At 35.5% G+C, this 23,117-nt stretch carries 19 protein-coding genes, 1 tRNA gene and 1 riboswitch; of the genes, 15 read left to right on the forward strand and 5 right to left on the reverse strand.

Going from position 1 to position 23,117, the window contains the following annotated elements:
* Nucleotides 1–110: 110 nt before the first annotated feature.
* Nucleotides 111–863, reverse strand: a complete 753-nt coding sequence (locus DOK81_RS04960) for a MerR family transcriptional regulator (protein ID WP_206908987.1) — start codon at nt 861–863, stop codon at nt 111–113.
* 280 nt (nt 864–1,143) lie between these two features.
* Between DOK81_RS04960 and DOK81_RS04965 the strand changes: the two genes are divergently transcribed.
* The 7 genes from DOK81_RS04965 (at nt 1,144) to DOK81_RS04995 (ending at nt 6,969) form a co-directional block, all read left to right on the forward strand.
* The gene (locus tag DOK81_RS04965; protein ID WP_206908989.1) at nt 1,144–2,358 is read left to right on the forward strand and encodes an MFS transporter; all 1,215 of its coding nucleotides are present in this window, start codon (nt 1,144–1,146) and stop codon (nt 2,356–2,358) included.
* Nucleotides 2,359–2,604: 246 nt separating this feature from the next.
* A complete protein-coding gene (locus DOK81_RS04970) occupies nt 2,605–3,486 on the forward strand; it encodes a LysR family transcriptional regulator (protein ID WP_206908991.1) in 882 nt (293 codons plus the stop codon).
* A gap of 46 nt (nt 3,487–3,532) precedes the next feature.
* Complete coding sequence (locus DOK81_RS04975; RefSeq protein ID WP_242589904.1) at nt 3,533–4,096, forward strand: flavodoxin; 564 nt, start codon at nt 3,533–3,535, stop codon at nt 4,094–4,096.
* A 31-nt stretch (nt 4,097–4,127) separates the two neighbouring features.
* Nucleotides 4,128–4,541: a cupin domain-containing protein gene (locus DOK81_RS04980; RefSeq protein WP_206908994.1), complete on the forward strand. Its 414-nt coding sequence runs from the start codon at nt 4,128–4,130 to the stop codon at nt 4,539–4,541.
* Nucleotides 4,542–4,556: 15 nt separating this feature from the next.
* On the forward strand, nt 4,557–4,871 hold the full coding sequence (locus DOK81_RS04985) for a carboxymuconolactone decarboxylase family protein (protein ID WP_206908997.1): 315 nt from the start codon (nt 4,557–4,559) through the stop codon (nt 4,869–4,871).
* A gap of 170 nt (nt 4,872–5,041) precedes the next feature.
* Nucleotides 5,042–5,896 carry an aldo/keto reductase gene (locus DOK81_RS04990; protein WP_206908999.1) on the forward strand — a complete coding sequence of 285 codons (855 nt, stop codon included), beginning with the start codon at nt 5,042–5,044 and terminating at the stop codon, nt 5,894–5,896.
* A 999-nt stretch (nt 5,897–6,895) separates the two neighbouring features.
* A tRNA-Ile gene (locus DOK81_RS04995) sits at nt 6,896–6,969 on the forward strand.
* Nucleotides 6,970–7,010: 41 nt separating this feature from the next.
* On the opposite strand, the gene DOK81_RS05000 is transcribed toward DOK81_RS04995, so the two are convergent.
* Nucleotides 7,011–7,169, reverse strand: a complete 159-nt coding sequence (locus DOK81_RS05000; protein ID WP_206909001.1) for a hypothetical protein — start codon at nt 7,167–7,169, stop codon at nt 7,011–7,013.
* Between the two features lie 1,784 nt (nt 7,170–8,953).
* On the opposite strand from DOK81_RS05000, the gene DOK81_RS05005 reads away from it, so the two are divergent.
* From DOK81_RS05005 to DOK81_RS05015, 3 genes are all read left to right on the forward strand, one after another.
* Nucleotides 8,954–9,907: an alpha/beta hydrolase gene (locus tag DOK81_RS05005; protein WP_206909003.1), complete on the forward strand. Its 954-nt coding sequence runs from the start codon at nt 8,954–8,956 to the stop codon at nt 9,905–9,907.
* 151 nt (nt 9,908–10,058) lie between these two features.
* Entirely contained in the window at nt 10,059–11,510 is a 1,452-nt protein-coding gene (locus DOK81_RS05010) for a catalase (protein ID WP_206909005.1), read from the forward strand.
* A gap of 771 nt (nt 11,511–12,281) precedes the next feature.
* Nucleotides 12,282–12,464: a hypothetical protein gene (locus tag DOK81_RS05015; protein ID WP_206909007.1), complete on the forward strand. Its 183-nt coding sequence runs from the start codon at nt 12,282–12,284 to the stop codon at nt 12,462–12,464.
* A gap of 490 nt (nt 12,465–12,954) precedes the next feature.
* Here the strand turns inward: DOK81_RS05015 and DOK81_RS05020 are convergent, their stop codons facing one another.
* The 3 genes from DOK81_RS05020 to DOK81_RS05030 form a co-directional block, all read right to left on the reverse strand.
* Entirely contained in the window at nt 12,955–13,161 is a 207-nt protein-coding gene (locus DOK81_RS05020) for a DUF3955 domain-containing protein (protein WP_206909010.1), read from the reverse strand.
* Nucleotides 13,162–13,278: 117 nt separating this feature from the next.
* A complete protein-coding gene (locus DOK81_RS05025) occupies nt 13,279–13,893 on the reverse strand; it encodes a type II CAAX endopeptidase family protein (protein ID WP_206909013.1) in 615 nt (204 codons plus the stop codon).
* A gap of 464 nt (nt 13,894–14,357) precedes the next feature.
* Entirely contained in the window at nt 14,358–14,909 is a 552-nt protein-coding gene (locus DOK81_RS05030; RefSeq protein WP_206909015.1) for a TetR/AcrR family transcriptional regulator, read from the reverse strand.
* A 159-nt stretch (nt 14,910–15,068) separates the two neighbouring features.
* Between DOK81_RS05030 and DOK81_RS05035 the strand changes: the two genes are divergently transcribed.
* From DOK81_RS05035 to DOK81_RS05055, 5 genes are all read left to right on the forward strand, one after another.
* Nucleotides 15,069–15,770: an ABC transporter ATP-binding protein gene (locus DOK81_RS05035; RefSeq protein ID WP_206909017.1), complete on the forward strand. Its 702-nt coding sequence runs from the start codon at nt 15,069–15,071 to the stop codon at nt 15,768–15,770.
* Between the two features lie 10 nt (nt 15,771–15,780).
* Complete coding sequence (locus DOK81_RS05040; protein WP_206909020.1) at nt 15,781–18,519, forward strand: ABC transporter permease; 2,739 nt, start codon at nt 15,781–15,783, stop codon at nt 18,517–18,519.
* A 328-nt stretch (nt 18,520–18,847) separates the two neighbouring features.
* Nucleotides 18,848–19,015: riboswitch (M-box (ykoK) riboswitch) on the forward strand.
* 114 nt (nt 19,016–19,129) lie between these two features.
* Nucleotides 19,130–20,272, forward strand: a complete 1,143-nt coding sequence (locus DOK81_RS05045) for an FtsW/RodA/SpoVE family cell cycle protein (protein WP_347401435.1) — start codon at nt 19,130–19,132, stop codon at nt 20,270–20,272.
* Nucleotides 20,250–21,401, forward strand: a complete 1,152-nt coding sequence (locus DOK81_RS05050; RefSeq protein WP_206909022.1) for an FtsW/RodA/SpoVE family cell cycle protein — start codon at nt 20,250–20,252, stop codon at nt 21,399–21,401. The genes DOK81_RS05045 and DOK81_RS05050 overlap by 23 nt, the downstream gene beginning before the upstream one ends.
* 43 nt (nt 21,402–21,444) lie before the next feature.
* Nucleotides 21,445–23,010, forward strand: a complete 1,566-nt coding sequence (locus DOK81_RS05055; protein ID WP_206909023.1) for a phosphatase PAP2/LCP family protein — start codon at nt 21,445–21,447, stop codon at nt 23,008–23,010.
* Nucleotides 23,011–23,117 lie beyond the last annotated feature (107 nt).

A 23,117-nucleotide genomic window follows, 5' to 3' on the forward strand; every position in this document is an offset into this window, starting at 1 on the left:
CTGCTTTGAAAAACACTTATTTAATTCTTCATTTAGCAACTTTTTTTGCTCTTTGAATGAAGAGTAAAGGAGCTTAAGATAGTGCAACAGCAAGGACAACCGTTTAATACTTAATCACAAGAATATCTATTTTCCAAGTCATTTAGCATTGTTTTGATCTCTCTCGCATTCTTCTTTCCTGTCCCAAGAGAAGTAATTAACTGATCACAAACAGAGATGATTTCGGTTTGTTCATCTGGTTGATCAAGGGTATCTACAATCGATATTTCTGAATTTTTATTTACCTCGTTTAACATACGTAGAATGGCTTCTAATGAATATTTCGCATCTCGTAGAGTTTTGATGATTCGAATAATGTTTACATCTAGATTTGTGTAGTAGCGATGACCATTGCTTAGTCGTTGTGATCGTAGCAAGCCATTTAGTTCCCAATTTCGTAGTGAGTCCACCGAAACACCTAAAAGTTCAGAGATTTCTTTGCGAGAGAATGATTTTATTGAAAGGTGATAATTCATATGTAACAGTAGTTCACCGCTGATTTCAGCGGCTTTTTGTGCTTTTTTTAGTTCTTCATCAATAATTTGCTGGTAGCAAAGTAGCTGATGGTGTGCTTCGAAAAATTCTTTCTTAGCGGCAGCTTTGATCATTTCAATCATGGTTTTGCGTAAGTTTGAATGAAGCAACTCAATTTGAAAAGCTTTTCTGGATAGTTTGATTAAGTCTACATGAAAATCTGTATATACGCGATAACCATTTGGCAATCTCTGAGGCTGCGGAATTAGTGCCCATTCTTCATATTTACGAATGGTGTTGGGATGAAGGCCAATGATTTTTGCAACCTCTGATGTGCGGTAGGTATTCATAAAAGGTAGCTCCTTTAAACATTTTTGCTAAAAACAACCCTACACTATACCACCAGCTTTTTCAAGATTGCTAGAATCAAGGTAGGGGATGAAATGTGGAAGGAATGAGCATGTTTACAGACTATGATTCAAGAAATTTAGAGCTAAATATAAACATTTGGAAATTATACAGTGTTGATGAATGATTCGATGAGTATGAAGTTTATACATCACAAATATGCTTCAGCAATTGGTATTTTAGCAGAGAACTCTTTGAAATTAAAATATGAGGAGGTTACAAATGAAACAAAATAAAATCGAAAAACAGTCACAGACATGGTGGTGTAATACTGTCCTGTTTATTATCAGCCAAGGAATCACTTTGTTTGGATCATCTATTGTACAGATGGCCATTATTTGGCAAGTGGCATTGGAAACATCTTCTGGATTATGGGTAACCTTGCTTACTCTAGCATCCACTATCCCACAAACGATGATATCATTTTTCGCGGGTGTATGGGCAGACCGTTATCCCCGCAAACGACTGATTATTATAGCCGATGCTGGGATCGCAATGGTAACCCTTTTGCTGGCGTTGATATTTTTGCTTGGAGGGACCTCAAACGTTCTGATGCCGCTTATTTTGGTATCGGTGCTACGCTCCCTCGGTGCAGGTATTCAAACGCCGGTGGTTAGCGCGGTCATCCCACAAATCGTGCCGGAAGAACATTTGATGCGCTACAACGGCATCAACAGTAGCATGATGTCCATTGTGCAGTTTGCCGCCCCGGCAGTAGCTGGAGCTTTACTATCTCTTGGTTCCTTTCACTGGATACTGCTGTTTGATGTGGCAACGGCTATCATTGGTATTTTCATCCTGTGGTTTGTATCTATCCCAGTACAGAAGAACTTGAGGCAGGAACAAAAGGATAGCTTTTTTGACGATATGAAAGCAGGCATTTCCTATGCGGGAAGCGACCGACTAGTAAGAGAGGGACTGCTTACCTTTGGCACCTTTATCTTCCTCAGTGTACCCTCTAGTTTTTTGACGGTACTCATGATTGAGAGAACTTTTGGTGAAAGCTATATGTATCTGACAGTGAACGAAATGGTGGGCTTTGTGGGGATGGCGTTGGGAGGTATTTCATTGGGTATTTGGGGTGGCATTCAGGATAAAAGGAAGGTACTCTCATTAGGTCTGTTGGGTTTTGGGCTATTTTCGTTGGCTATCGGCTTCACGTATACCTTTTGGCTGTTTGCGACATTCATATTTCTGATGAGCTTTTTCATCCCAATGGTGCAATCGGCAATCACAACAATGCTACAGGAAAATGTACCAGAAGAAAGGCAGGGAAGGGTTTTTGGATTACTGGGAGTTATGTACAGCGGCTTCATGCCCTTAGGAACGGCGTTGTTTGGACCATTGGCTGATGTGCTCAAAATCCAGTGGATGGTGATTGCTTGTGCTGGATTGATTCTATTACTTGGACTGTATATTTTGATGAAAAAGCTATAGAAATGAATACTATATAACTCAAAAGTGAAAGACAATAGCTACTTACGAACGGCTTTTTTATTGGTATGATGGTGTTGGATTTCACTGCTAAGGATATTCTGATGTTAATGAGTAGTTTTGCATAGATAACTTCCCCAAGTAAGTAGCATTAGTATATCTGAAGAAATGTTTTTGTTTTAAGAATAGATGTTAGGTTATACTTTTAATCAGATAGAATGAAAACGAAAGGGTGTGAATCAATTTTATATGGAAATTAGGTTATTAAGATATTTCTGGACAGTTGCTCAAGAAGGGAATATTTCAAGAGCAGCTAAACTATTGAATATCACTCAACCAACTTTAAGTCGGCAGATTCGTGAATTAGAAGAACAAGTGGGAATGCCATTATTTCATAGAGAAAAAAATCAGCTTTTTCTTTTGCCAGAGGGAATTTTTTTAAAGGAACGAGCTGCCGAGATTCTTCAGTTAAATGATAAGTTAGAACAAGATTTTTCTAACAAGAGAAAAAAACAGTTGCAAGGAACGATTGTCATAGGGTGTGTGGAGGCCGATAACTCAGATACCATGGCGATGATGTTAGAAGAGATGGTGAGTGATTATCCCGATGTGCGCTTTAATATTGTGACTGGAACTAGCGATGATATCAGTGATCGCTTGGAGAAGGGGCTCCTTGATTTAGTCGTTTTATTAGACCCCATTACACTTAATGATGTGAATGTTTTGAAATTACCTAGAGAAGAAAGATGGGGATTTTTAGTTTCAAATGAATTGTTTATAGCAAAAAAGGATAAACTTACACCGAAAGATATTATCGGCTTCCCGTTATTATGTTCGAATCGGATAGAAGTACAGAAATTATTAACTTCTTGGAGTGGCAAACCCTTGGATCAACTAAATATTATCGGCAATTTCAACTTAATCTTTAATATTTTTTCATTAGTGGAAAACAAAGTAGGTGCTGCCCTCACGATTGAAGGTGCAGTGTCCAAACGGCAATTAAAAAATTCAACATTTATTCCGATGGAACCAGAGGTCAAAACGAACTGTATGTTAGTATGGAAAGAACGGATTCAAACACCAGTCGTTCAAGAATTTATTACTCGTTTCAAACATGCTTTTGGAGCATAGTGGTATATGGAATAAGCATTAGACGTAAATAAAAATGGGTTGTACGATGAGGACATCAATCGTACGACCCATTTTTATTTGTCAAGGAGGAATCAAATTGAATCCAGTTGTGGTCTACTTCTCCCATGCCGGTGAAAATTTCATCAATGGGATTTCAAAAAAAGTTAGCATGGGTAATACAGAAGTGCTGGCCCATAAAATTGTCAACCGGCTTAATTGCCCTTTGATTCAGTTAAAGGAAATGGCATGCTATCCAGAGAGTTACGACGAAACCGTGAAGTGTGCCGAATATGAGAAAAAAGAAAATAGGCGAGTTGCCTATCAGAAAATCGAACTGGATCGTTCAAAAATAGATACACTCTTTCTTGGTTATCCCAATTGGTGGGGAAGTTATCCAAGGATTGTCGCAACATTTTTAGAAGATTTTGATACAGATGGGCTAGCCATTTATCCCTTTTGTACCCATGAAGGTAGTGCGTTTGGCAGTAGCATGAATGAGCTTAAAACTCAGTGTCCGAATGCAGATATTCGTAGTGGACTTCCTGTTCGCGGTTCACGAGTTGAACGAGCTGATGTAGCAATTGAAAATTGGTTGCTTGCCTATAAATAGAAAAAATATCAAATCCATGGAGGAATGTAAAATGGCAAAAAATGAAGAAGTAAAAAATGGTGTGATCTTTCCAATCGGAGAAAGAAATGATGCCTATGCGCAATATTTTATTGGACAAAGTTACTTACAAGGTTTGATTTCTGATCCAAAAATTAATGTGGGTGTAGCTAATGTGACTTTTGAACCAGGCTGTCGCAATAACTGGCATATTCATCATGATGGTTTTCAATTATTACTTGTAACAGGGGGCGAAGGTTGGTATCAAGAAGAAGGAAAATCTGCCGAATTCTTAAAAGCAGGTGATGTGATTACCACACATGACGGGGTGAAACATTGGCATGGTGCTACCAAAGACAGTTGGTTTGAACATATTGCGATTACTGCCGGCACTCCGGAATGGTTGGAACCTGTAGATGAGCAATGGTATGAAAATTTAAAAAAATAAAGGAGGAGAATATTGATGAAAAAACAAACAGCAGGAAGAGAACAGTTAGGTGAGTTTGCACCACAATTTGCGGCATTAAATGATGATGTGCTTTTTGGAGAAGTGTGGGCGAAAGAAAATGAATTGTCTGCACATGATCGGAGTATGATTACTTGTTCCGCACTTTTAGCGATGGGTGCTCCTCAGCTTGAGGCACATCTGAAAATTGCGAAAGAAAATGGTGTTACCAAAGAAGAAATCACTGCTTTGATTACGCATTTGGCTTTCTATGCTGGTTGGCCTAAAGCTTGGAGTGGATTCTCAATGGCGAAAGAAATATTTGCAGAGTAGCTTTTGGAGATAGAAGCTGGTTATCTTATTACTTTGAATAGGATTAAAATAAAAGAATAGAATTTATCAAAGGAACACTGTATGGTTATAGGATGAATTCATTCGATTCACAAGATTTTGTAACATTTTTTAGCTAGAAATTAAACAAAGAATTCAAAGGAGAAATAAATATGATTTTACAAGAAAATTATTCATTGAATAATGGAATGTTGATTCCAAAAGTAGGCTTTGGAACATGGATGATTGATGATGACACAGTCGTTCAAGCAGTTAAGGATGCTTTAGAAATTGGCTACCGTCATATCGATACAGCTCAAGCTTACGGAAACGAGCGTGGGGTTGGTGAGGCTATTCGGAATTCTGGAATTGACCGTTCAGAAATCTTTTTGACAAGTAAAGTAGCTGCGGAACATAAAACTTATGAGACAGCAGCAAAATCGATTGATGAATCATTGGAAAAACTTGGGTTAGAGACAATTGATTTGATGATTATCCATGCTCCCCAACCTTGGGATGAATTTAGAGAAGCCAATTATGATGAAGGAAATGTGGCAGCTTGGCAGGCATTAGAGGAGGCAGTGAAAGAAGGCAAAGTTCGTGCGATTGGATTATCCAATTTTAATCAGCATGATGTCGAAAATATCTTGGAACATGCCACTATCAAACCAGCAGTCAATCAAATTCTAGCACACATTTCCAACACGCCATTTGAACTAATTGATTTTTGTAAGGAAAACGGCATTTTAGTAGAAGCTTATTCACCCGTTGGACATGGGGAGTTAATGAAAAATGAAGAAATAAAAGAGATTGCTGAAAAATACGGCGTTTCCGTTCCTCAGCTTGCGATTCGCTATTGCTTGGAACTTGGATTGTTACCTTTACCAAAATCAGCAAATAAAAAGCATATTAAAGCTAATGGAGAACTTGATTTTAATGTATCAAATGATGATTTACAGCTGTTGATAAAGATGGAAAGAATCGATAATTATGGAGACTCTAGTTCGTTTCCCGTTTATAGCAAATAATTTACTTATTTGCTATTTACGAATAATCATGATGAATTTCATCATAATTATCAGCTCGAGCTGTTAAATCTATAGGCAGTTGTTCAATCAAAATCATTATGCATGTGTTTGTTAATCGTCATTCATAGATATATATAACATATCTATGAAAAGTAAGATAAATATATTGGCCTTAACCGTTTGTGAGGCGTATAGACATTTTTGTCTGTATGCCTTTTTTATTTTTTTCGAAAAATGCTCACTCCTAGATTGCAGTAATAATGGAAAGGGATAGAAGCAAAAAGAGTTGAATGAATTTTTTAGTAGGAGAATTTTTGGGCGACTCATAGGAAACCCACATTCGACACGCGTTTGGCAGTTTTTGTATTCAAAGGACGCAGAGCGGAAAAATTGAAGAAATTGATGAGTTGACTAATATACTCAATATTGTTAAACAGGAGTCTCTCTTCTTTAGAACTAGAGATAAAAGTTTTTATGATAATTTAAGAAAAAGCTACAAGTTTTAGAAGACAAACTAACTAAGTAAGATAAATGGATGAGGAACAGTATGATGTTTTTTAGGAAAGAAATGAATCAAGAAATTGAGAATATTTATAAACTGATATTAAATAAAGAAGCTGGGATAGTAAGGGAAAAGAAAAGTAGAATCAACTTTTGAAAGCTAACTTTATATATGTCGTTTTAGTTGGGATAGTTGCAATTTTGTTGATATTCGTAGTTGGCTTATTTTTTTAAGTGATTTTTTCGCAGCAATGTTTAAACTGTAACTGGATAGCCTGTCCACTATTTCTGTATAGTTATATCTATATATTATGACCATATGATAACTAGTTATTTTTAGAGTTAAAATATTTTCAAAAATCCCAGCAAATCATCCTTGGCGGAGGCTTTTTTGCTTCTATAGACATATTACTTTAACTCAAGTAAAATAGGTATGTTGTCGTGGGCTCTATCTTTATTGTCCATTAGCTTATGAATGACTCATCCACGGCAGCACACGTACCCTTAGCTCAGTTGGTCAGAGCAGATGGCTCATAACCGTCCGGTCGTAGGTTCGAGTCCTACAGGGTACATTAAAAAAACTAGCTCGTGATGAGCTAGTTTTTTTATCTTATTATTTGTGTTCACGTAAAAAGCGTTTTTCTTTCTTTTTCTCTTTTTCTTCATTCACTTTTTCTTCGGCCTTGTCAATGTTAGATTCAAAATCTCGTTTGTTTCTGGCTTCTTCAAAAGAGCGTCTATTTTCTTTTGCTCCGTCACGTTCTGTATGCATTATAAATTCCTCCAATAAATGATTTACTTTTTGGTTCTAAAAAAAACTATATCATATGTATAAAATATAATAAAACAAAAACCCACCAGAGTTGATGAGCGTGGAGGTCATATAAAGGGGAGAAAAAGAGGCAAATGTTTTAAAGAATTGTAAAATAGTAGTAGTAAATTGTCTCTAAAATACATAGTAAAAAGCTGGTATTATAGGATTTTTACAAGAAATAGAATATATCTAATCAAGCTAAAAAGAACATAGCTATTAAAATTAAAAAAGTATGTTAAGGTTCCCAAAATACAAGACTTAGCAAAAAGAGAAATAGGTACTTTTGAATATAAAGATACTTTTATTTAGTCGCCGATTTGCCATCAGTGGCGAAGGATTTTTCAGATGATCAGGAGAGATAAGTCGATTTAAGGGCATAAACAACCATTTGAGATACTGACGGATATTGAAGGGAATTTTGAAATAAGCTAAGAAGAACTGAAAGTTTATTTAGCGAAAAGAGGTCTTCATGGCTGTCCTGAAAATGGATGAGGATGTGCTTAAGAAGTAGCAAAGGACTAGCCATTTGGCTAGTCTTTTTTGTTGTGTTTTCTCACGACTTTCCCACAACTATATGGGGAAAATTAAAGCATGCTGTTTTTTTACATCCTTTCAAATAGATCTACTGTATCTTTTTTCATTTTTTGTAACATCAGTGTAAGTGTCCATAGTAATTGATAACCGAAAATGGATATTCATGGATATTAATCCTTTTGTAGATGATGTGTAACTGAAGGATTTTTCGACTGTTCGAAAAGGTGATAAAGGCGGATATATCGAAAAAGAAGGTAATTTAAGCGTTTATGGTAATGCATGGGTCTACAACGATTCAAAGGTTTACGGTGATGCAAAGGCCTACGGTAATGCTGATTTTATAGTTATTTACCCGATCGGTAGTGAAAATGGCATTTTAACAGCATTCAAAGATAAAGAAGGAAGCATTTCAGTGACACGCGGTTGTTTCGAAGGCTCTTTAGAGGAATTTGAATTAGCAGTGAAAGAAACACATGAGGAAAACAAGTACGCAAAAACATATCGTATTGTGGTTGAAATTATTAAAAACAGTCTAGAGAAATGAACTGAACTTAAAAAAAATTTTTAAAATGAATGAACGAATCAATAAAGTAGAATCGTAGGCAAAAGACAAAGGATTAGATCAAGCTGATCCAAAAGCGTAATTTTTGAAAGTTGCAAAAGAATTAACAGATGCAAAAGTCAATCATATTTTGGTAACAAATTTGACTGGCTCGATTTAATTAATTCGTTCTGTCATTCCCATTATGTGAGGACAAGAACAAGGACGAATTATTCAAATTTCTAGTTATGGTTGACAGGTTACCTTACTGGAAATTCGATGTATCATGCAACGAAATGGGAATCGAAGGCTCTGCATAATCAGTGGCATAAGAGGTAGAAAATTTGATGACCGAAGAGAATGGAAATCCAGACAATGGCTTGGCATTGTGACTTCTACAGCTACAGATGTCATCAATTAAGAAAAAATTGATACGTCCTTTATTTTGAAGTATTTTTCAAACCGTGCTACTAAAAAACAAAATATTTAGTTAAATTAATATTAAATGATTAGAAAATGCATATCTAAAATAATTATTTTTAATATAACGCAAGAATAAAATATTTAATTGTATATATTTTGTCCATTTTTTTATTTCTAGCTAAATTTTTACTTGATATACTTTACTCCTTGAATGAAAAACTAGAACATTTAGGAGTGACTCAAAATGACAAAACGAATTTCATTAGAAAAAGCAGCAGTTGATTTCAGTGAGGCAAATGCCCCTCATCCACGTATCTATGAATTAGAGCCAAAAGATGGACGTGCATTACTCGAAGAGGTACAAGAATCTCCTGTTAATAAATATAATGTAGATATCGAAGATCAACTGATGGATACTGGAAAATATGGCTCAATCAATGTCCGGTTTATTCGACCAGCTGGCAATTATACTACTCTACCTGTAATTTTTTATATCCATGGTGCCGGTTGGGTATTTGGTAGTGCCAAAACACATGATAAATTAGTGCGAGAATTAGCTGTTCGAACGAATTCAGTTGTGGTATTTCCAGAGTATACATTATCTCCAGAAGCAAAATACCCAACAGCCATTGAACAAAACTACGCAATTTTACAACAATTACCAACAATTTCAGAAGCAAAAAAAATGGACATTTCCCGTTTAACTGTAGCAGGTGATTCTGTTGGTGGAAATATGGCCACAGTAATGACGATTATGACAAAACAACGTAATGGCCTGACAATCAACCAGCAATTATTGTATTATCCTGTAACAGACGCGAATTTTAACACGGAATCTTATAACGAATTTGCAGAAGATTATTATTTAACAAAAGAAGGCATGAAATGGTTCTGGGATCAATATACGACTGATGAAAAACAACGTGCAGAAATCACTGCGTCTCCTTTACGAGCAACTCTTGATGAATTGAAGGGACTACCAGCAGCAATGATCTTAAATGGTGAAGCAGATGTTTTACGTGATGAAGGTGAAGCTTATGCACGGAAATTACGTGAAGCTGGAGTTGACGTCACACAAGTCCAATTCCAAGGAATGATTCACGATTTCGTAATGATCAATGTATTGGATCAAACAAAAGCCGCAAGAGCCGCTATGACGTTGTCTACGGAATGGATTAACCGTAGAAATAATTTATAATCAATCATCGGTAATCTGACACATTCAAAGAATAGTACAAGATTTTTTGTCAAGTGATATTAGCGAAATGATAATATTATCATTTTTTACTGCCTAATATACTTTTTAGTAAGTTAAAATGTATGACCCGCAATGAAAGGAGTGTAAGTTTATGAATTATGATAAAAATTTGACAACAAAAGAAGGTCAACCTTGGGCTGATAATCAGCATTCATTGTCTGCAGGAGAAAGAGGTCCGCTATTAATACAAGACTACGCGCTTTTAGAAAAACTCGCACATTTTAATCGAGAACGTATACCTGAAAGAGTAGTACATGCAAAGGGCGCTGGAGCAAAGGGTGTTTTTGAATTAACTAAGGACATGAGCGAATATACAAAAGCTGACATATTCAATGGTGTTGGAAAAAAAACACCAATGATTGCTCGATTTTCAGTTGTAGCAGGAGAGTCAGGTCATCCCGATACTTATAGGGATGTACGCGGATTTGCTTTGAAATTTTATACTCAAGAAGGAAACTATGACATAGTGGGAAATAATACACCGGTGTTTTTCATTAATGACCCCTTAAAATTTCCAGATTTTATTCATTCACAAAAAAGAAATCCGAAAACACACGCACGTAGTCAAGATATGCAATGGGATTTTTGGGCTCATTCACCTGAAGCCACACATCAAGTTACTATTTTGATGGCGGATAGAGGGATTCCATTAAGTTACCGGTATATGCATGGTTATGGGAGTCATACTTACAAATGGGTTAACAATAAAAATGAACAATTTTGGGTTAAGTATCATTTTAGAACTGATCAAGGTATCAAAAATTTAACTAATAAGTTAGCAACTGAGTTGTCTGGAAAAGATTTTGATTATGCGCAGAATGATTTGTTTAATGCGATTGAGCAAGGAGAATTTCCATCTTGGTCAGTGTTTGTTCAAATTTTGCCGTATGAAGAAGGGCTAGCATATAAACATGATATTTTTGATGTTACTCAAGTTGTTTCACAAAAAGATTTTCCATTGATTGAAATAGGTAAATTTACATTAAATAAAAATCCTGAAAACTATTTTGAAGATATGGAGCAACTAGCGTTTTCACCTGCTAATTTAGTTCCCGGCGTAGAAGCATCTTTAGATAAATTACTACAAGGACGTCTATTTGCATATAAGGATGCAGCACGGTATAGAATAGGTGCAAACTATGAGCAACTACCAGTTAACAGACCAATTGTCCCAGTTCACAGTTATGAAAGAGATGGTGCAATGGTTCAAGGTCAGGATGATCAAGTGAACTATGAACCAAATGGCGAGAACGGACCTAAAGAAGTGCCATCAGCGAAGATTCAAGGAGATAAGGTAACAGGGATTAGTGGAAACTACTCTTATCCTAAACCCGACTACTATAGTGCAGCAGGTAAATTATATCGCTTGTTACCTGATGAAGAAAAAGATAGATTGATTGAGACAATTGGTTTGAATTTGGGACAAGTTTCTAAAGAAAGCATAAAAATTATGCAAACAAAGCATTTCTATCAAGCAGACCCAGAGTATGGTACCCGAGTTGCGGAAGTACTAAACATACCAATAGATAAAATTGTGAACTAAAAAATATAAAGAAATAGTTTCAATAAAAAATATTATATGATGTAAGATCATCATTAAGTATTTATTGAAACTATTTTTTTAATGCATTTATTTTTTGAGATCCCAGAAGAAAATGAAATTGCATAGGATAAAAGAATGGAATGACCTGTTCTATTCAAATCAGTTGTATTATTAGTAATAAGGTAAGTATTGCTTAGTAAATTACATATAACCTGAATTCTCATTAGTAGGTATTTTCAGAAGAGTCTATGGGTATTTCAACACCAATTTTTTTTGAAAATCTTTTGATGATAAATGCTAAAGATAAGACAGAAGAATTGATAAACTTGAATAGTAACTAGAAGAACTTCTTAGGAAAGAACTATCCGGTTATTCTTTTCCGATAGTTAAGAAAACTAATCATAAGAATTTAGTCTATGTTTTAGTTTTACTTTTATATAGGAAACTTCCAATTAGTCCTATTAAAGTAAATATTGATTATACTAAAAATTATATATCTAATAGGTTAATACGAAAGACACTCACCAATTTCTTTGGAAGTTCCATTACATTCATAGATAATCGTGAACAATCAGATATTATAATTTCTGATTGTTTTGAAAGAGAACTTTATGAGAAAGAAAAGTATTTTTATTTTGAAAATATGTATGACTGGGAAACTTGAAATGACTTAACAAAAAAATACAAAGGATTATGTACAATAGATCATTTCAATCTCTTTTTAACAATTAAAGAGAAGGGATTCATAATTTTTTTTATGAAGTAAAAAATATGATTGGTGTAAGAGTAGCAGGAGAAAATGAATTAGATTTTGCAGAAGGAGTCGGGGCACTTATTGAAGAAATAGTCGCAATAGATGCAGAATTGTCAACCCCGCCATTTTATTTTGTAACACAAATAGAAGATAAAACATATACAGATATTTTAATTGGATTACAAGAAAAGAATGATTAAAGGGATTGTTAAATAAAATGTGTAAGTCGGGATTTTTTTTCACGCTCAGTATTTTTTATACAAGGAGATATCATCGTTTTAACAGAGTTAGCTCGTTTAGGACGTAACAATAAAGGAGTGACTGTAGATATATCAAACCTTAGTACAATTTTTATGAAGAGGTGGAATAATTAATCGATATATAAGTAAGTCTAGTATGGACATGAATTTGTCAAGAGAGAATCTCCTTCTAGTCGACTCTATTCAGAAAGTGGATATAAAGATGGTGATAATTGCTCAAAACTTGTAAGTTTCCAGTTTATAATAAAAAAAAGTTAGTATAGTCATTTTTTTAGGTATATAGATGTCTGGTCTATATACCTTTTATTTGTAAAATTTTTTGTTCTTTATTGGAAAGTACTCACTTCCAGATTGAACAATAGAGTTTGTTGAATCAACTTTACTGTTCAAAAAAAGAACGACCACATGATCGTTCTTTTACCTAAAACTATTAGCTACGAACTATTTTTCTTTTAAAGAAAACATAGAGTGCTGTGATAAATGAAACAGCAAATGACAAATAGCCAAGTGGAATACAGAAGAATGCAGGCTCAATCAACCAACCATTTGCATCAAGATGTGAGCCAACAATTGCAGATGTCATAAACAATAGAACAGATACAATAAGAAATAAAATCGAAATGCTATACTTTTTCATAAATATCTCCTCCTTATTTTTGAATTATAGGTGATAAATATTAAGAATAAATAGAAGTGACAAATATGTTAGAATCATTTGATTAGCAAGAATAAAGCTAAGACCTTAGATTGTTTATTAAAAAAAGAAGGGCAGAAATCCTATACAATCGTATATAAAATGGCAAATCCAACTAACCCAAATACTGTTTGATTTTTTCCATATATAGTTTAAAGCGATTCGAGCGGGCATCAAAGTTATCAATAGCTGTAAAGGATGGAATCCATAGGCCGGGATATGCCACATAGCAAAAAGAAAACTACAAATAATTGTTGACCATAAGAATGAGATGCCTTTTTTTTGAAGAGAAATTAGGATATTTGTACTTAATAATTCTTCTCCCATAAGCATGAAAGGTACTTGAAAAAAAATCATCACGAATGAAATCGTTTCTCCAATAGAGTTTGTTGTTGCTTTACCAAAAAAGTAAGAATAAACCAATGAAAATAAAGTCCCTGAAACAAATATCAGAGGGATCCCCCAAAGCAGAGCTTTAAAGCTAAAATGTTTAAACTGTGATAAAAAATCATTTTTTAACAAGTAATAGCCCGCTAATCCAGCAAACAATAAATTCCAAAAGGTTCCCAGTACAGATAAAACAGTGTTGTTAAGTCCTGAATAGGGTAGAAATGAATAAGACAGACCAATAATTATCGTGGTAAAGAAAAGAAAAGTAGAAGATTTTTTTTTCATAAGCATCACACCTTTTTAAATTATTAAGAATAAAGTAAGTATATAGATAAACAACAAAAAATCAATATAAATATTTTTGCTAAGAATTGAATTGGATTAGTTGTTTAAACTTTTGGGAAAGCGCAAGAATGGTCGTACATCGATTGCAAGTTATGATCAAAGTAAAAAACAAAAGATCACTTTATTCCATCAGATATTTAGGAGAATTAGTTAGTCATAAATAAACCTTTAAATAAAATTTTTAAAAGAAAAAAGGACCCGAGTGTTACTCGTGCCCTTTTTATGGTGATTCTTTATTTTTTAAATTAGTATCATGTTTCTTCACCTATGTGCGTTAATTGAATAGTCAAAAAAGATAGCTATTTTCATACACAAATGAATAGCGTGATCGATAAAACGATTTTAGCGACTAAAAAGATACTAAACAATTGGCAGTTAAGCATTGAACAGACTAAAAAAAATTTTTAGTCTTCTGATGGTAAGACTTGAGCTAACACTCGGCTCAACTCATCGGCACTGGTTCCATCATCATTGGTCAACCATTCATCCACTGTTCCTAGAACACCTCGGACAAAATAAGTGAAATAATATTCGAGCAATCGGGGATCGTCTTCTTGATATCGAGCAGCAAAGCTTTCAATGGCTACCTCGTGTACTTCTTGAAAAATAGTTTTGATTAGGTGACTATCTTGGTAATTGCGGGTCAAAATAGAAGAAAGAGGTTGTGCTTCTTTTAAAATAGAAATTAGGCGACTTAGCCATGAGGCCAACTCTTCGTCACTGTCGATTCTGATTAAGGGAAGAATTCTTTCGATAAGTTGTGCTTCGATTTGGTGAAACAGATCCATGGTATCTGTATAGTAATTGTAGAAAGTACCACGATTGACATCGGCTAATTTACATATATCTGTAACAGTTATTTTTTGGAGCTCCTTTTCAGACAACAAATTTAAAAAAGCTTCATTGATTATTTTTTTTGTATAAATAGTTCGACGATTATTTTTGATTCCAGCCATGAGTAAGCTTCCTTTCATTTAATGAACAGATTAATAAATTTTGTCTACTCAATGACAACTTCAAGTTCTTTGCTTATTGCCATGAGTGATTGAAATGATTATACTAACAACAGAGTATATAATCAACAGGGTGTTGAAAACATGACGAGGTGAATAAACATGAGCTATATTGAAGTGAAGAATGAGTTTAAACGATATCAAATGGGGGACACAACCATTACAGCGAATAACGACATCAATTTCTCAGTTGAAGAAGGGGAGTTAGCTGTGATTTTAGGTCCTAGTGGTGCCGGTAAATCAACAGTATTGAATATCTTGGGTGGGATGGATACACCTGATGAGGGGCAGATTATCATTGATGGGGTGGATATTGCAAATTTCAATAACCGACAATTAACGGAGTTTCGACGAACGGATGTAGGTTTTGTTTTTCAATTTTATAATTTAGTTCCTAACTTGACTGCAAAAGAAAATGTGGAGTTAGCCACTGCTGTATCCCCAGATGCCTTAGGCGTAGAGGAAACCTTACGTCAAGTTGGTCTTGGCGAACGGATGAAGAACTTTCCAGCTCAACTTTCTGGTGGGGAACAACAACGAGTGGCAATTGCCCGTGCGTTAGCAAAAAATCCTAAAATTTTACTCTGTGATGAACCGACAGGAGCGCTTGATTACGAAACAGGAAAGCAAGTCTTGACGTTATTACAAAATGTAGCTAAAAAACAAGGACGGACAGTACTTTTAATTACTCACAATTCGGCAATCGCACCAATGGCAGATCGGATCATTCACATCAATGATGCCAAAGTACGTTCGGTAGAAATCAACAAGACCCCGTTGCCTGTGGCAGAGATTGAGTGGTGAGGGAACAAAAATGAAAAATCTCTATATTCGTAGTGTATTTCGCGATATTCGACAAAGTTTAGGACGATTTATCGCAATCATTTTAATTATCTTCATGGGTGTTTTATTGTTTGTAGGAATCAAATCCATCGGGCCAAATCTTGAAAAAACTGTCCAAGAATTTGTTACTAACCATAACGTTTCAGATATACAAATTCAAGGAACTGCTGGTCTGACAAATGAAGATTTGGCTATTGCTGAAAAAATAGCTGGTGCCAAGGGAGAATTAGGTTATAGTTTTCCTTATGTGGAAGAGCAACAAGATCGTAATTTACAAGTTTATTCTTATGCTGAGGATAAAAAGCAAAATAAATTGACACTATTACAAGGAAATTATCCAGAAAATAATCAACAGTTGTTGATAGATGAGAGCTTAAAAGAACAATACCCCATCAACAGTAAAATCACCATCAAAGATAGCCAATTAAAAGATGAGAACTTTACAGTCACGGGTTATGTGTCTTCACCTATATATGTTGATAAAAAAGAACGTGGTGTGACGACCGTAGGGGATGGGACAATAGATGGATATGTTTACTTGCCTGAAACTGCCTTTGCCAGTGAAACCTATTCTATTTTGTATTTGCGTTTCTCTGATTTACAAGAGAAAGATATTATGTCTGATGTGTATAAAGATCAAATGATCGTTCACGAGGAAAAATTACAAAAACTTTTTGATGAGCGTAAAGAGCAACGAAAAACGGAGTTGCAAGCGATAGCTAATCAAGAAATCATCAAAGGAGAACAAGAATTACAAGAAAACCAACAAAAGCTGACTGATGGGCAGAATGAACTGAATACAGCGAAAGAACAATTGAAGAGTCAACAACAACAGTTGGAACAACAAAAAGCGCAACTTGAAACGATTTACGGTCCAACTATCGCGAAAGAACAATTGGCGTCAGCACAAGGTGAGTTAGAAAAAGCTACCACAGGGCTTGCTGAAAAACAGACAGAGCTCATGGAAAACCAACAAACGTTATCAAAAGCGCAAGAGAAGATTGACCAATCAAAAAAAGATGTGGAGTCTATCAAAACGCCAAATTACCTTCTGACTCAACGAAGTTCAAATCCTGGTTTTACAGAGTTTACTAGTTTATCAGACCGGATCGATGCAATTGGGAATGTCTTTCCAGTTTTTTTCTTTTTGATTGGCATCTTGATTACATTTACTACCATTACACGTATGGTTGAAGAAGATCGAAAAGAGATTGGTACGTTGAAAGCATTGGGTTATCGAAACAGTGAAATCGCTCAAAAATATCTATTGTATGCTCTATTGACAGGAACTGTTGGAACTGTTTTGGGCGTTATCATCGGAACCAAAGGACTGCCACCTGTAGTTTTTACCATGCTGAAAAAAAATTATGTTTTTGAAAATTACCCGACGGATTTTTGGTTTTGGCCGATTTTAGTGGCAATACTTGCGGCACTTTTTGCAACTGTTGTATCTACTATTTATATCTTGGTTAAAGATTTACGGGAAAAACCCATGGCGCTTTTGATGCCTAAAGCACCAAAACCTGGAAAAAGAATTTTGTTAGAATACATTACACCTTTATGGAGCCGATTGAGTTTTAATCAAAAAGTGACGTACAGAAATCTTTTTCGCTATAAAGCTCGAGCAATTTTGACGATTCTTGGGATAGCAGGCTGTATGGGCTTAATGGTAGCTGGGTTCGGGTTACAAGATTCCATTGGTGGGGTGGTGGATGTTCAGTTCAAGCAATTGAATCACTTTCAAGGAATCGTTACGATGAAAGATGAGGGAGATGTCCAAAAAGTGAATGAAGTGCTGAGGGCTCATGACCAAGTCAAAGGTAGTATGAATGTTTTTGCTGATCAAGTGAAATTCAAAAAAGATGGGGTCAGTGATTTAAGTGCATCGTTGTATGCTTTTAAGGATACGGATCGTGCTAAAGATTATTTCACTTTGAAAAAAACAGACAAAAAAACAACCGTAGAGATCCCCAATGGTGGAGCAGTTGTCACGGAAGGTGTAGCGAAAGCTTACAACGCGAAGGTCGGAAGTAATCTGACGATTCAAGATAATGAGGGTAAAAAAGTAAAAATAAAGATTAGTGGAATCGTTGAAAATTACTTAGGTAATACAATTTATATGGATCAAAACTACTATCAACAAGTCATGGATAAAGATTTCACTGAAAATACGATCTTCTTCAAAAGTCATGAAATGTCTTCTCAAGATGAAACGAAATTAGCGAATCAATTACAAGCTACCAATCAAGTGACAACAACGACTTTTATGAGTACTCAAGCAAGTAAACAAGCTTTTGCTAGTGATAATTTACGTCCAGTCGTTTTGATTTTTATTGTTTTATCAGGCACGTTAGCCTTTGTCGTTTTGTTTAATCTGACGAATATCAATGTATCAGAGCGGGAACGAGAATTAGCGACAATCAAAGTTTTAGGATTCTTTGACGGAGAGGTCACGATGTATATCATTCGGGAAAACGTCATCTTTACTTTGGTAGGGATCTTATTGGGCTGTGGTATTGGTAAGGTCTTGACATGGTTCATTATTACGATGGCTAGCGCCGACAATATGGCTTTTCCACTTTTGATTCCGAAAATGGGCTATTTAGTTTCAGGCGCTTTGACGATTATCTTTTCTGCTATCGTGATGTTCATCACGCACAAAAAGTTAAAAGAAATTGATATGATTAGTGCTTTGAAATCGAATGAGTAAAACAAAAAAGTTTTGTCTGTCACTGTTAAGTGCCTGACAAAACTTTTTTACGTTAGAGTTGAATGTACTGACCTAGTTCTTAAAAAGAGTACAAGATTAGCTAGTCTGATGGCGAGGTAAGAATAGACCTGTGTCTTTTTACATAAACAGATTTTTCAACAAACTGCTCTATCATTATTTACTCTCACTTCTGAATTTGGCTTATTTTTGGCCAAATATAAATTTTTTCTAAATGATTTCATAAGCAACTCTAAAGAAGATTCGGTTTTTTACGATTTATTTTGATATTCTTCGAGAAAAAAAGTAATATTTTTATGAAATTAAATATAAGTAAACTTGTTAGGTGAGGCTCCTAAACAAACACAGGCTATTGCGCAGAAACGTCGAAAGACGCCAATGTGTAAAATAGGAATTGTCGGATTAAGGCTTTTCATAAAATAGCTAAGAGTAATTCTTTACGTTGTTTAGTGCTAAAACTCAGACGATGAGATTAATTGTGTGGGACACCAGATTTGTTAGTTTTTTTGCTAACGTTTGGTGTCCTTTTTTTGAGGCTATTTACTGTTTCTCTCCCGTCTTAAACAGGTGCTTAAAAAGGGGAGAGAACATTGTGAGAAAAAGAAAATCGATCGACTGGCTATTATTATTACCATATTTAGGCGTAAGCGTAGTCGGTCTCTTACTTGTGTTCAGCGCAAGTTCGTACAGACTGACAGTTGAGGGTCAGAATGCATTATCGCTGTTTTATAAGCAAGCCATTTTTATAGGAATGAGTTGGTTGGTGATTGCTGGCATTTATCGGCTAAAAAAGAAAATTTTATTAAAAGGACTCCTTGCCAAAAGTCTGCTGGGTTTGGGAATCGTTAGTTTGATTTTGGTTTATGTCATTGGTGTAAATATCAACGGTGCACAACGATGGGTTTCGTTAGTTGGTATTCAATTTCAGCCTTCTGAAATAACAAACGTTGCATTGATTCTTTATCTAGCGTATTTTTTTCGGGTGGAACGAAGGAAGGAGGAAATGTGGGTACCTTATGCTCTCGTTTTATTTAGTGGGTTGCTGATTTTATTTCAACCGAAAGTGACAGGTGCAATCATTCTTTGGGGAATCGCACTAGTCATCATTACGACAGCACAGTTGCCTTATCAGTTTTCAATTGCCATTTTTTTCGCAACAATTGCAGGAGTTGCTGTGGTAGGAGGAACAATCCTTTTTCTAGGTAATCATGATCTTTTGCCAAATTTATTCATGCATACCTATGACCGTATTCAGTTAGTGAGAGATCCTTTTTTAGATCCTTATGGAAAAGGATTTCAGATGAGTCATTCCTATTATGCGTTATATAATGGTGGTTTTTTTGGCCGCGGGTTAGGAAATAGTATTACAAAAAAAGGATATTTACCAGTAGCAGAAACAGATTTTATTTATTCGATTTTAGTAGAAGAATTGGGAATGATCGTCGGACTAATCGTGTTAGCACTTCTTTTTTTAATCATTCTTCGATTATTTATGTTAGCTGCAAAAGAAACTAGTCAACAAATTAGCCTGATTTATTTTGGTGTCGGGACTTTGTTGCTCTTACAAACAAGTATTAATATTGCAAGTATCTTAGGAATGATTCCAATGACGGGAATTCCATTACCATTCATCAGTTATGGAGGAACAAGTTATTTGTTCTTATCGATTGCTTTAGGAATCTGTCTAAAATTCTCTTCGGAGGTAAGCGTAAATGGTCAAACGTTTGAGCAATGAGTTAAATTATTCTCTGTTTTTGCCAATTTTCCTTTTTTATTTGATGAGTATCGGCGTGCAAGCAATAGCTGCTGATTTGGATGGGGTCGATGTTAGGCGTATTGTCTTCAAACAAACGATTTTTTGTCTAGTTTCATTTATCTTGCTAGTTGCGACTAGTAGAATTCCTGCAGCAACTTTACTAAGATATGCACCAATTTTGTATATGCTGTCACTGGGATTGATGGCTCTCTTATATTGGTTTTATGATCCATCAATGTATGTTTTAACAAACACAAAACGGTGGTTGCGAATCGGCTCATTTTCTTTCCAGCCTTCTGAGTTGATGAAACTAAGTTTTATTCTTTTTATGGTACGTCTGACAGTTCGTTTTGAAATGGAATGGCCTCAAAAAAAATTAGCAAGAGATTTGAAAAGTGACTTAGGTTATTTAGGAAAAATTGGCATGTACAGTTTACCTACCTTTTTGTTGATGTTTCTGCAGCGAGACTTTGGGACAAGTTTAGTTTTTATTGCGATTCTAGGTGCGCTGTTTATTATTGCTGGGGTACATTGGAAAATCTTGACGATCATCACAAGCATCGGTGCAATGTTAGGTAGTACATTGTTAGTTCTGGTGTTCAGCGAATGGGGAAACAAGTTGCTCTACTCCTTACATTTTAAGACCTATCAATTAGATCGTGTTCGCGCGTGGATCGATCCATTTCAATATCGTGACACGATTGCGTATCAGCAAGTTCAAAGTCTTTATGCAATTGGTAGCGGGGGATTATTTGGACGTGGGATTAGCGGGATCTCTGTGTACGTGCCAGTTCGAGAATCAGATATGATCTTTACCGTAGTTGGTGAGGGCTTTGGCTTTATGGGCGCGGCATTTGTTATTTTTCTATATTTTTATTTGTTTTATCAAATACTTTCTGCAGCGCTGAAGACAAATAACAAAGCGAATCTGTATCTTGCAGTAGCGTTTGTTTTTGGGCTGATGTTTCAAATTTTTGAAAATATTGGTGCAGCAATTGGCATATTGCCACTAACCGGTATTCCATTACCCTTTTTAAGTCAAGGAGGTACTTCACTGATTGTGTTAGGAATTGGGTTAGGTGTCACGATGGGATTCAAGAAAAAATAGCTTGTTATGAACAAAATAAAAGAATAAAAAGTGAGGATACTTTATGCGAAAGAAATTGTTTTTGAACAGTGCTGCTGCTTTGTTCTTACTACTCGTAGTTACAAGTGGTGTTATGACGGATGCGCCATGGCTTCATCATGTGGATCAAATTTTCATCCAACATCGGGTACCCGATAATGCCAATATAACTGTTTTGATAGGTTTGGTAGCGAAGGTAGCGACGATTGGTACAATGTTACTTATTTTTGGCGTAATAGCAATTTTTTTACTAAGAAAGAATCGAAAATCTTTAGCAATTTGGTGTTTGGGGAATCTCCTATTTGTTAGTGGTATTGGCTATGTCTTAAAGCATTTGATCCAACGAACACGCCCAGATCAATTGCAATATCTTGCACGTTCGTCCTACAGTTTTCCAAGTGGGCACTCCGTATTGATCATGACATTTGTTTGTTCCATGGTTGTGATTTATGCTTTCAGCAATCAAAAGATTTCTTTACCAATCAAACTGGTTTTCTGTTTCTTATTAGCTGTGATTGCTGGTGGTCGCATTTACTTAGGTGTCCATTATTTCAGTGATGTTTTTACTGGATTGTTGCTTGGGTATGGGACGACTTTTGGAACAGCTGGTCTTTTTTATCCACACTTACGACAAGAAACATTCACTATTCTGCAAACTAGAAAAAGTCGTTTTTCAACAGGACAAAAAGTTTTACTAAGTCTAGTTACTGTGCTTGTTATCATTGTTTCTGGTTTGAGTGTTTTTGCTTTGCGCTTTTACCACAGTAGTCAAAAAATGGCAGACTCAATGTATTCACCCGTTGAACGAAAAGGAAATACGAAAGCGCCGGAAGCTTCAGAACCAATGAGCATTTTACTATTGGGCATTGCAAATGATTCAAAAAGAAAAACGGACTACAGAGCAAATACGATTATGGTGGCAACTTTGAATAATCAGACGAAGAAAACAACTTTAGTAAGTATTCCACGAGATTCGTTTGTAGAAATCGTTGGGGCAGATTACGAAGATAAAATCAATCACGCACATTCGATTGGTGGGCCAGAAATGATTATGAATACTGTTGAAACATTTTTAGATATCCCAATTCATCATTATGTGTCGGTCAATATGGACGGGTTGCAGACACTGGTAGACGCAGTAGGTGGAGTCACTGTAGATAATGATTTTGCTTTTTCAGCTGAAGGAATTGATTTTCCAAAAGGGAAGCAACATTTGGATGGTTGGGAAGCATTACAATATTCGCGAATGCGTTATGAAGATCCTAAAGGTGATTATGGTCGTCAAGGTAGACAACGAGAAGTAATGGAATTGCTGATAGATAAAATGCTATCAACGAAAAGTGTTTTTAGTTATCAGAAAATTATGGATGGCATTGGAGAGAATGGGAAGACGGATCTGACCTTCGACCAAATGCAAAAAATCTTAACAGGTTATTATTCTTGTTTAACAACCATTGACAGTGAACAAGTCCAAGGTGAAGGTTTTACGGGAGATGGAATTACTGGACAAGATGGAATATCTTACCAAAGAATACCGGTAGAAGAAGTCCAAAGAGTGAAAGATTTATTGCATAAACAACTACACTTGTGACGAAGGAGCCTAGTCAGGAGACAAATTAAAAACGAATGCGCGGTGTATTAGGAACAAATAATTAATTGAAGAGATAAAATTTATTCACGTATAAAACGCATAAAGAC

Origin of the sequence: Enterococcus sp. DIV0660C (assembly GCF_017316125.1) — a bacterium.
Lineage (GTDB): Bacteria > Bacillota > Bacilli > Lactobacillales > Enterococcaceae > Enterococcus_B.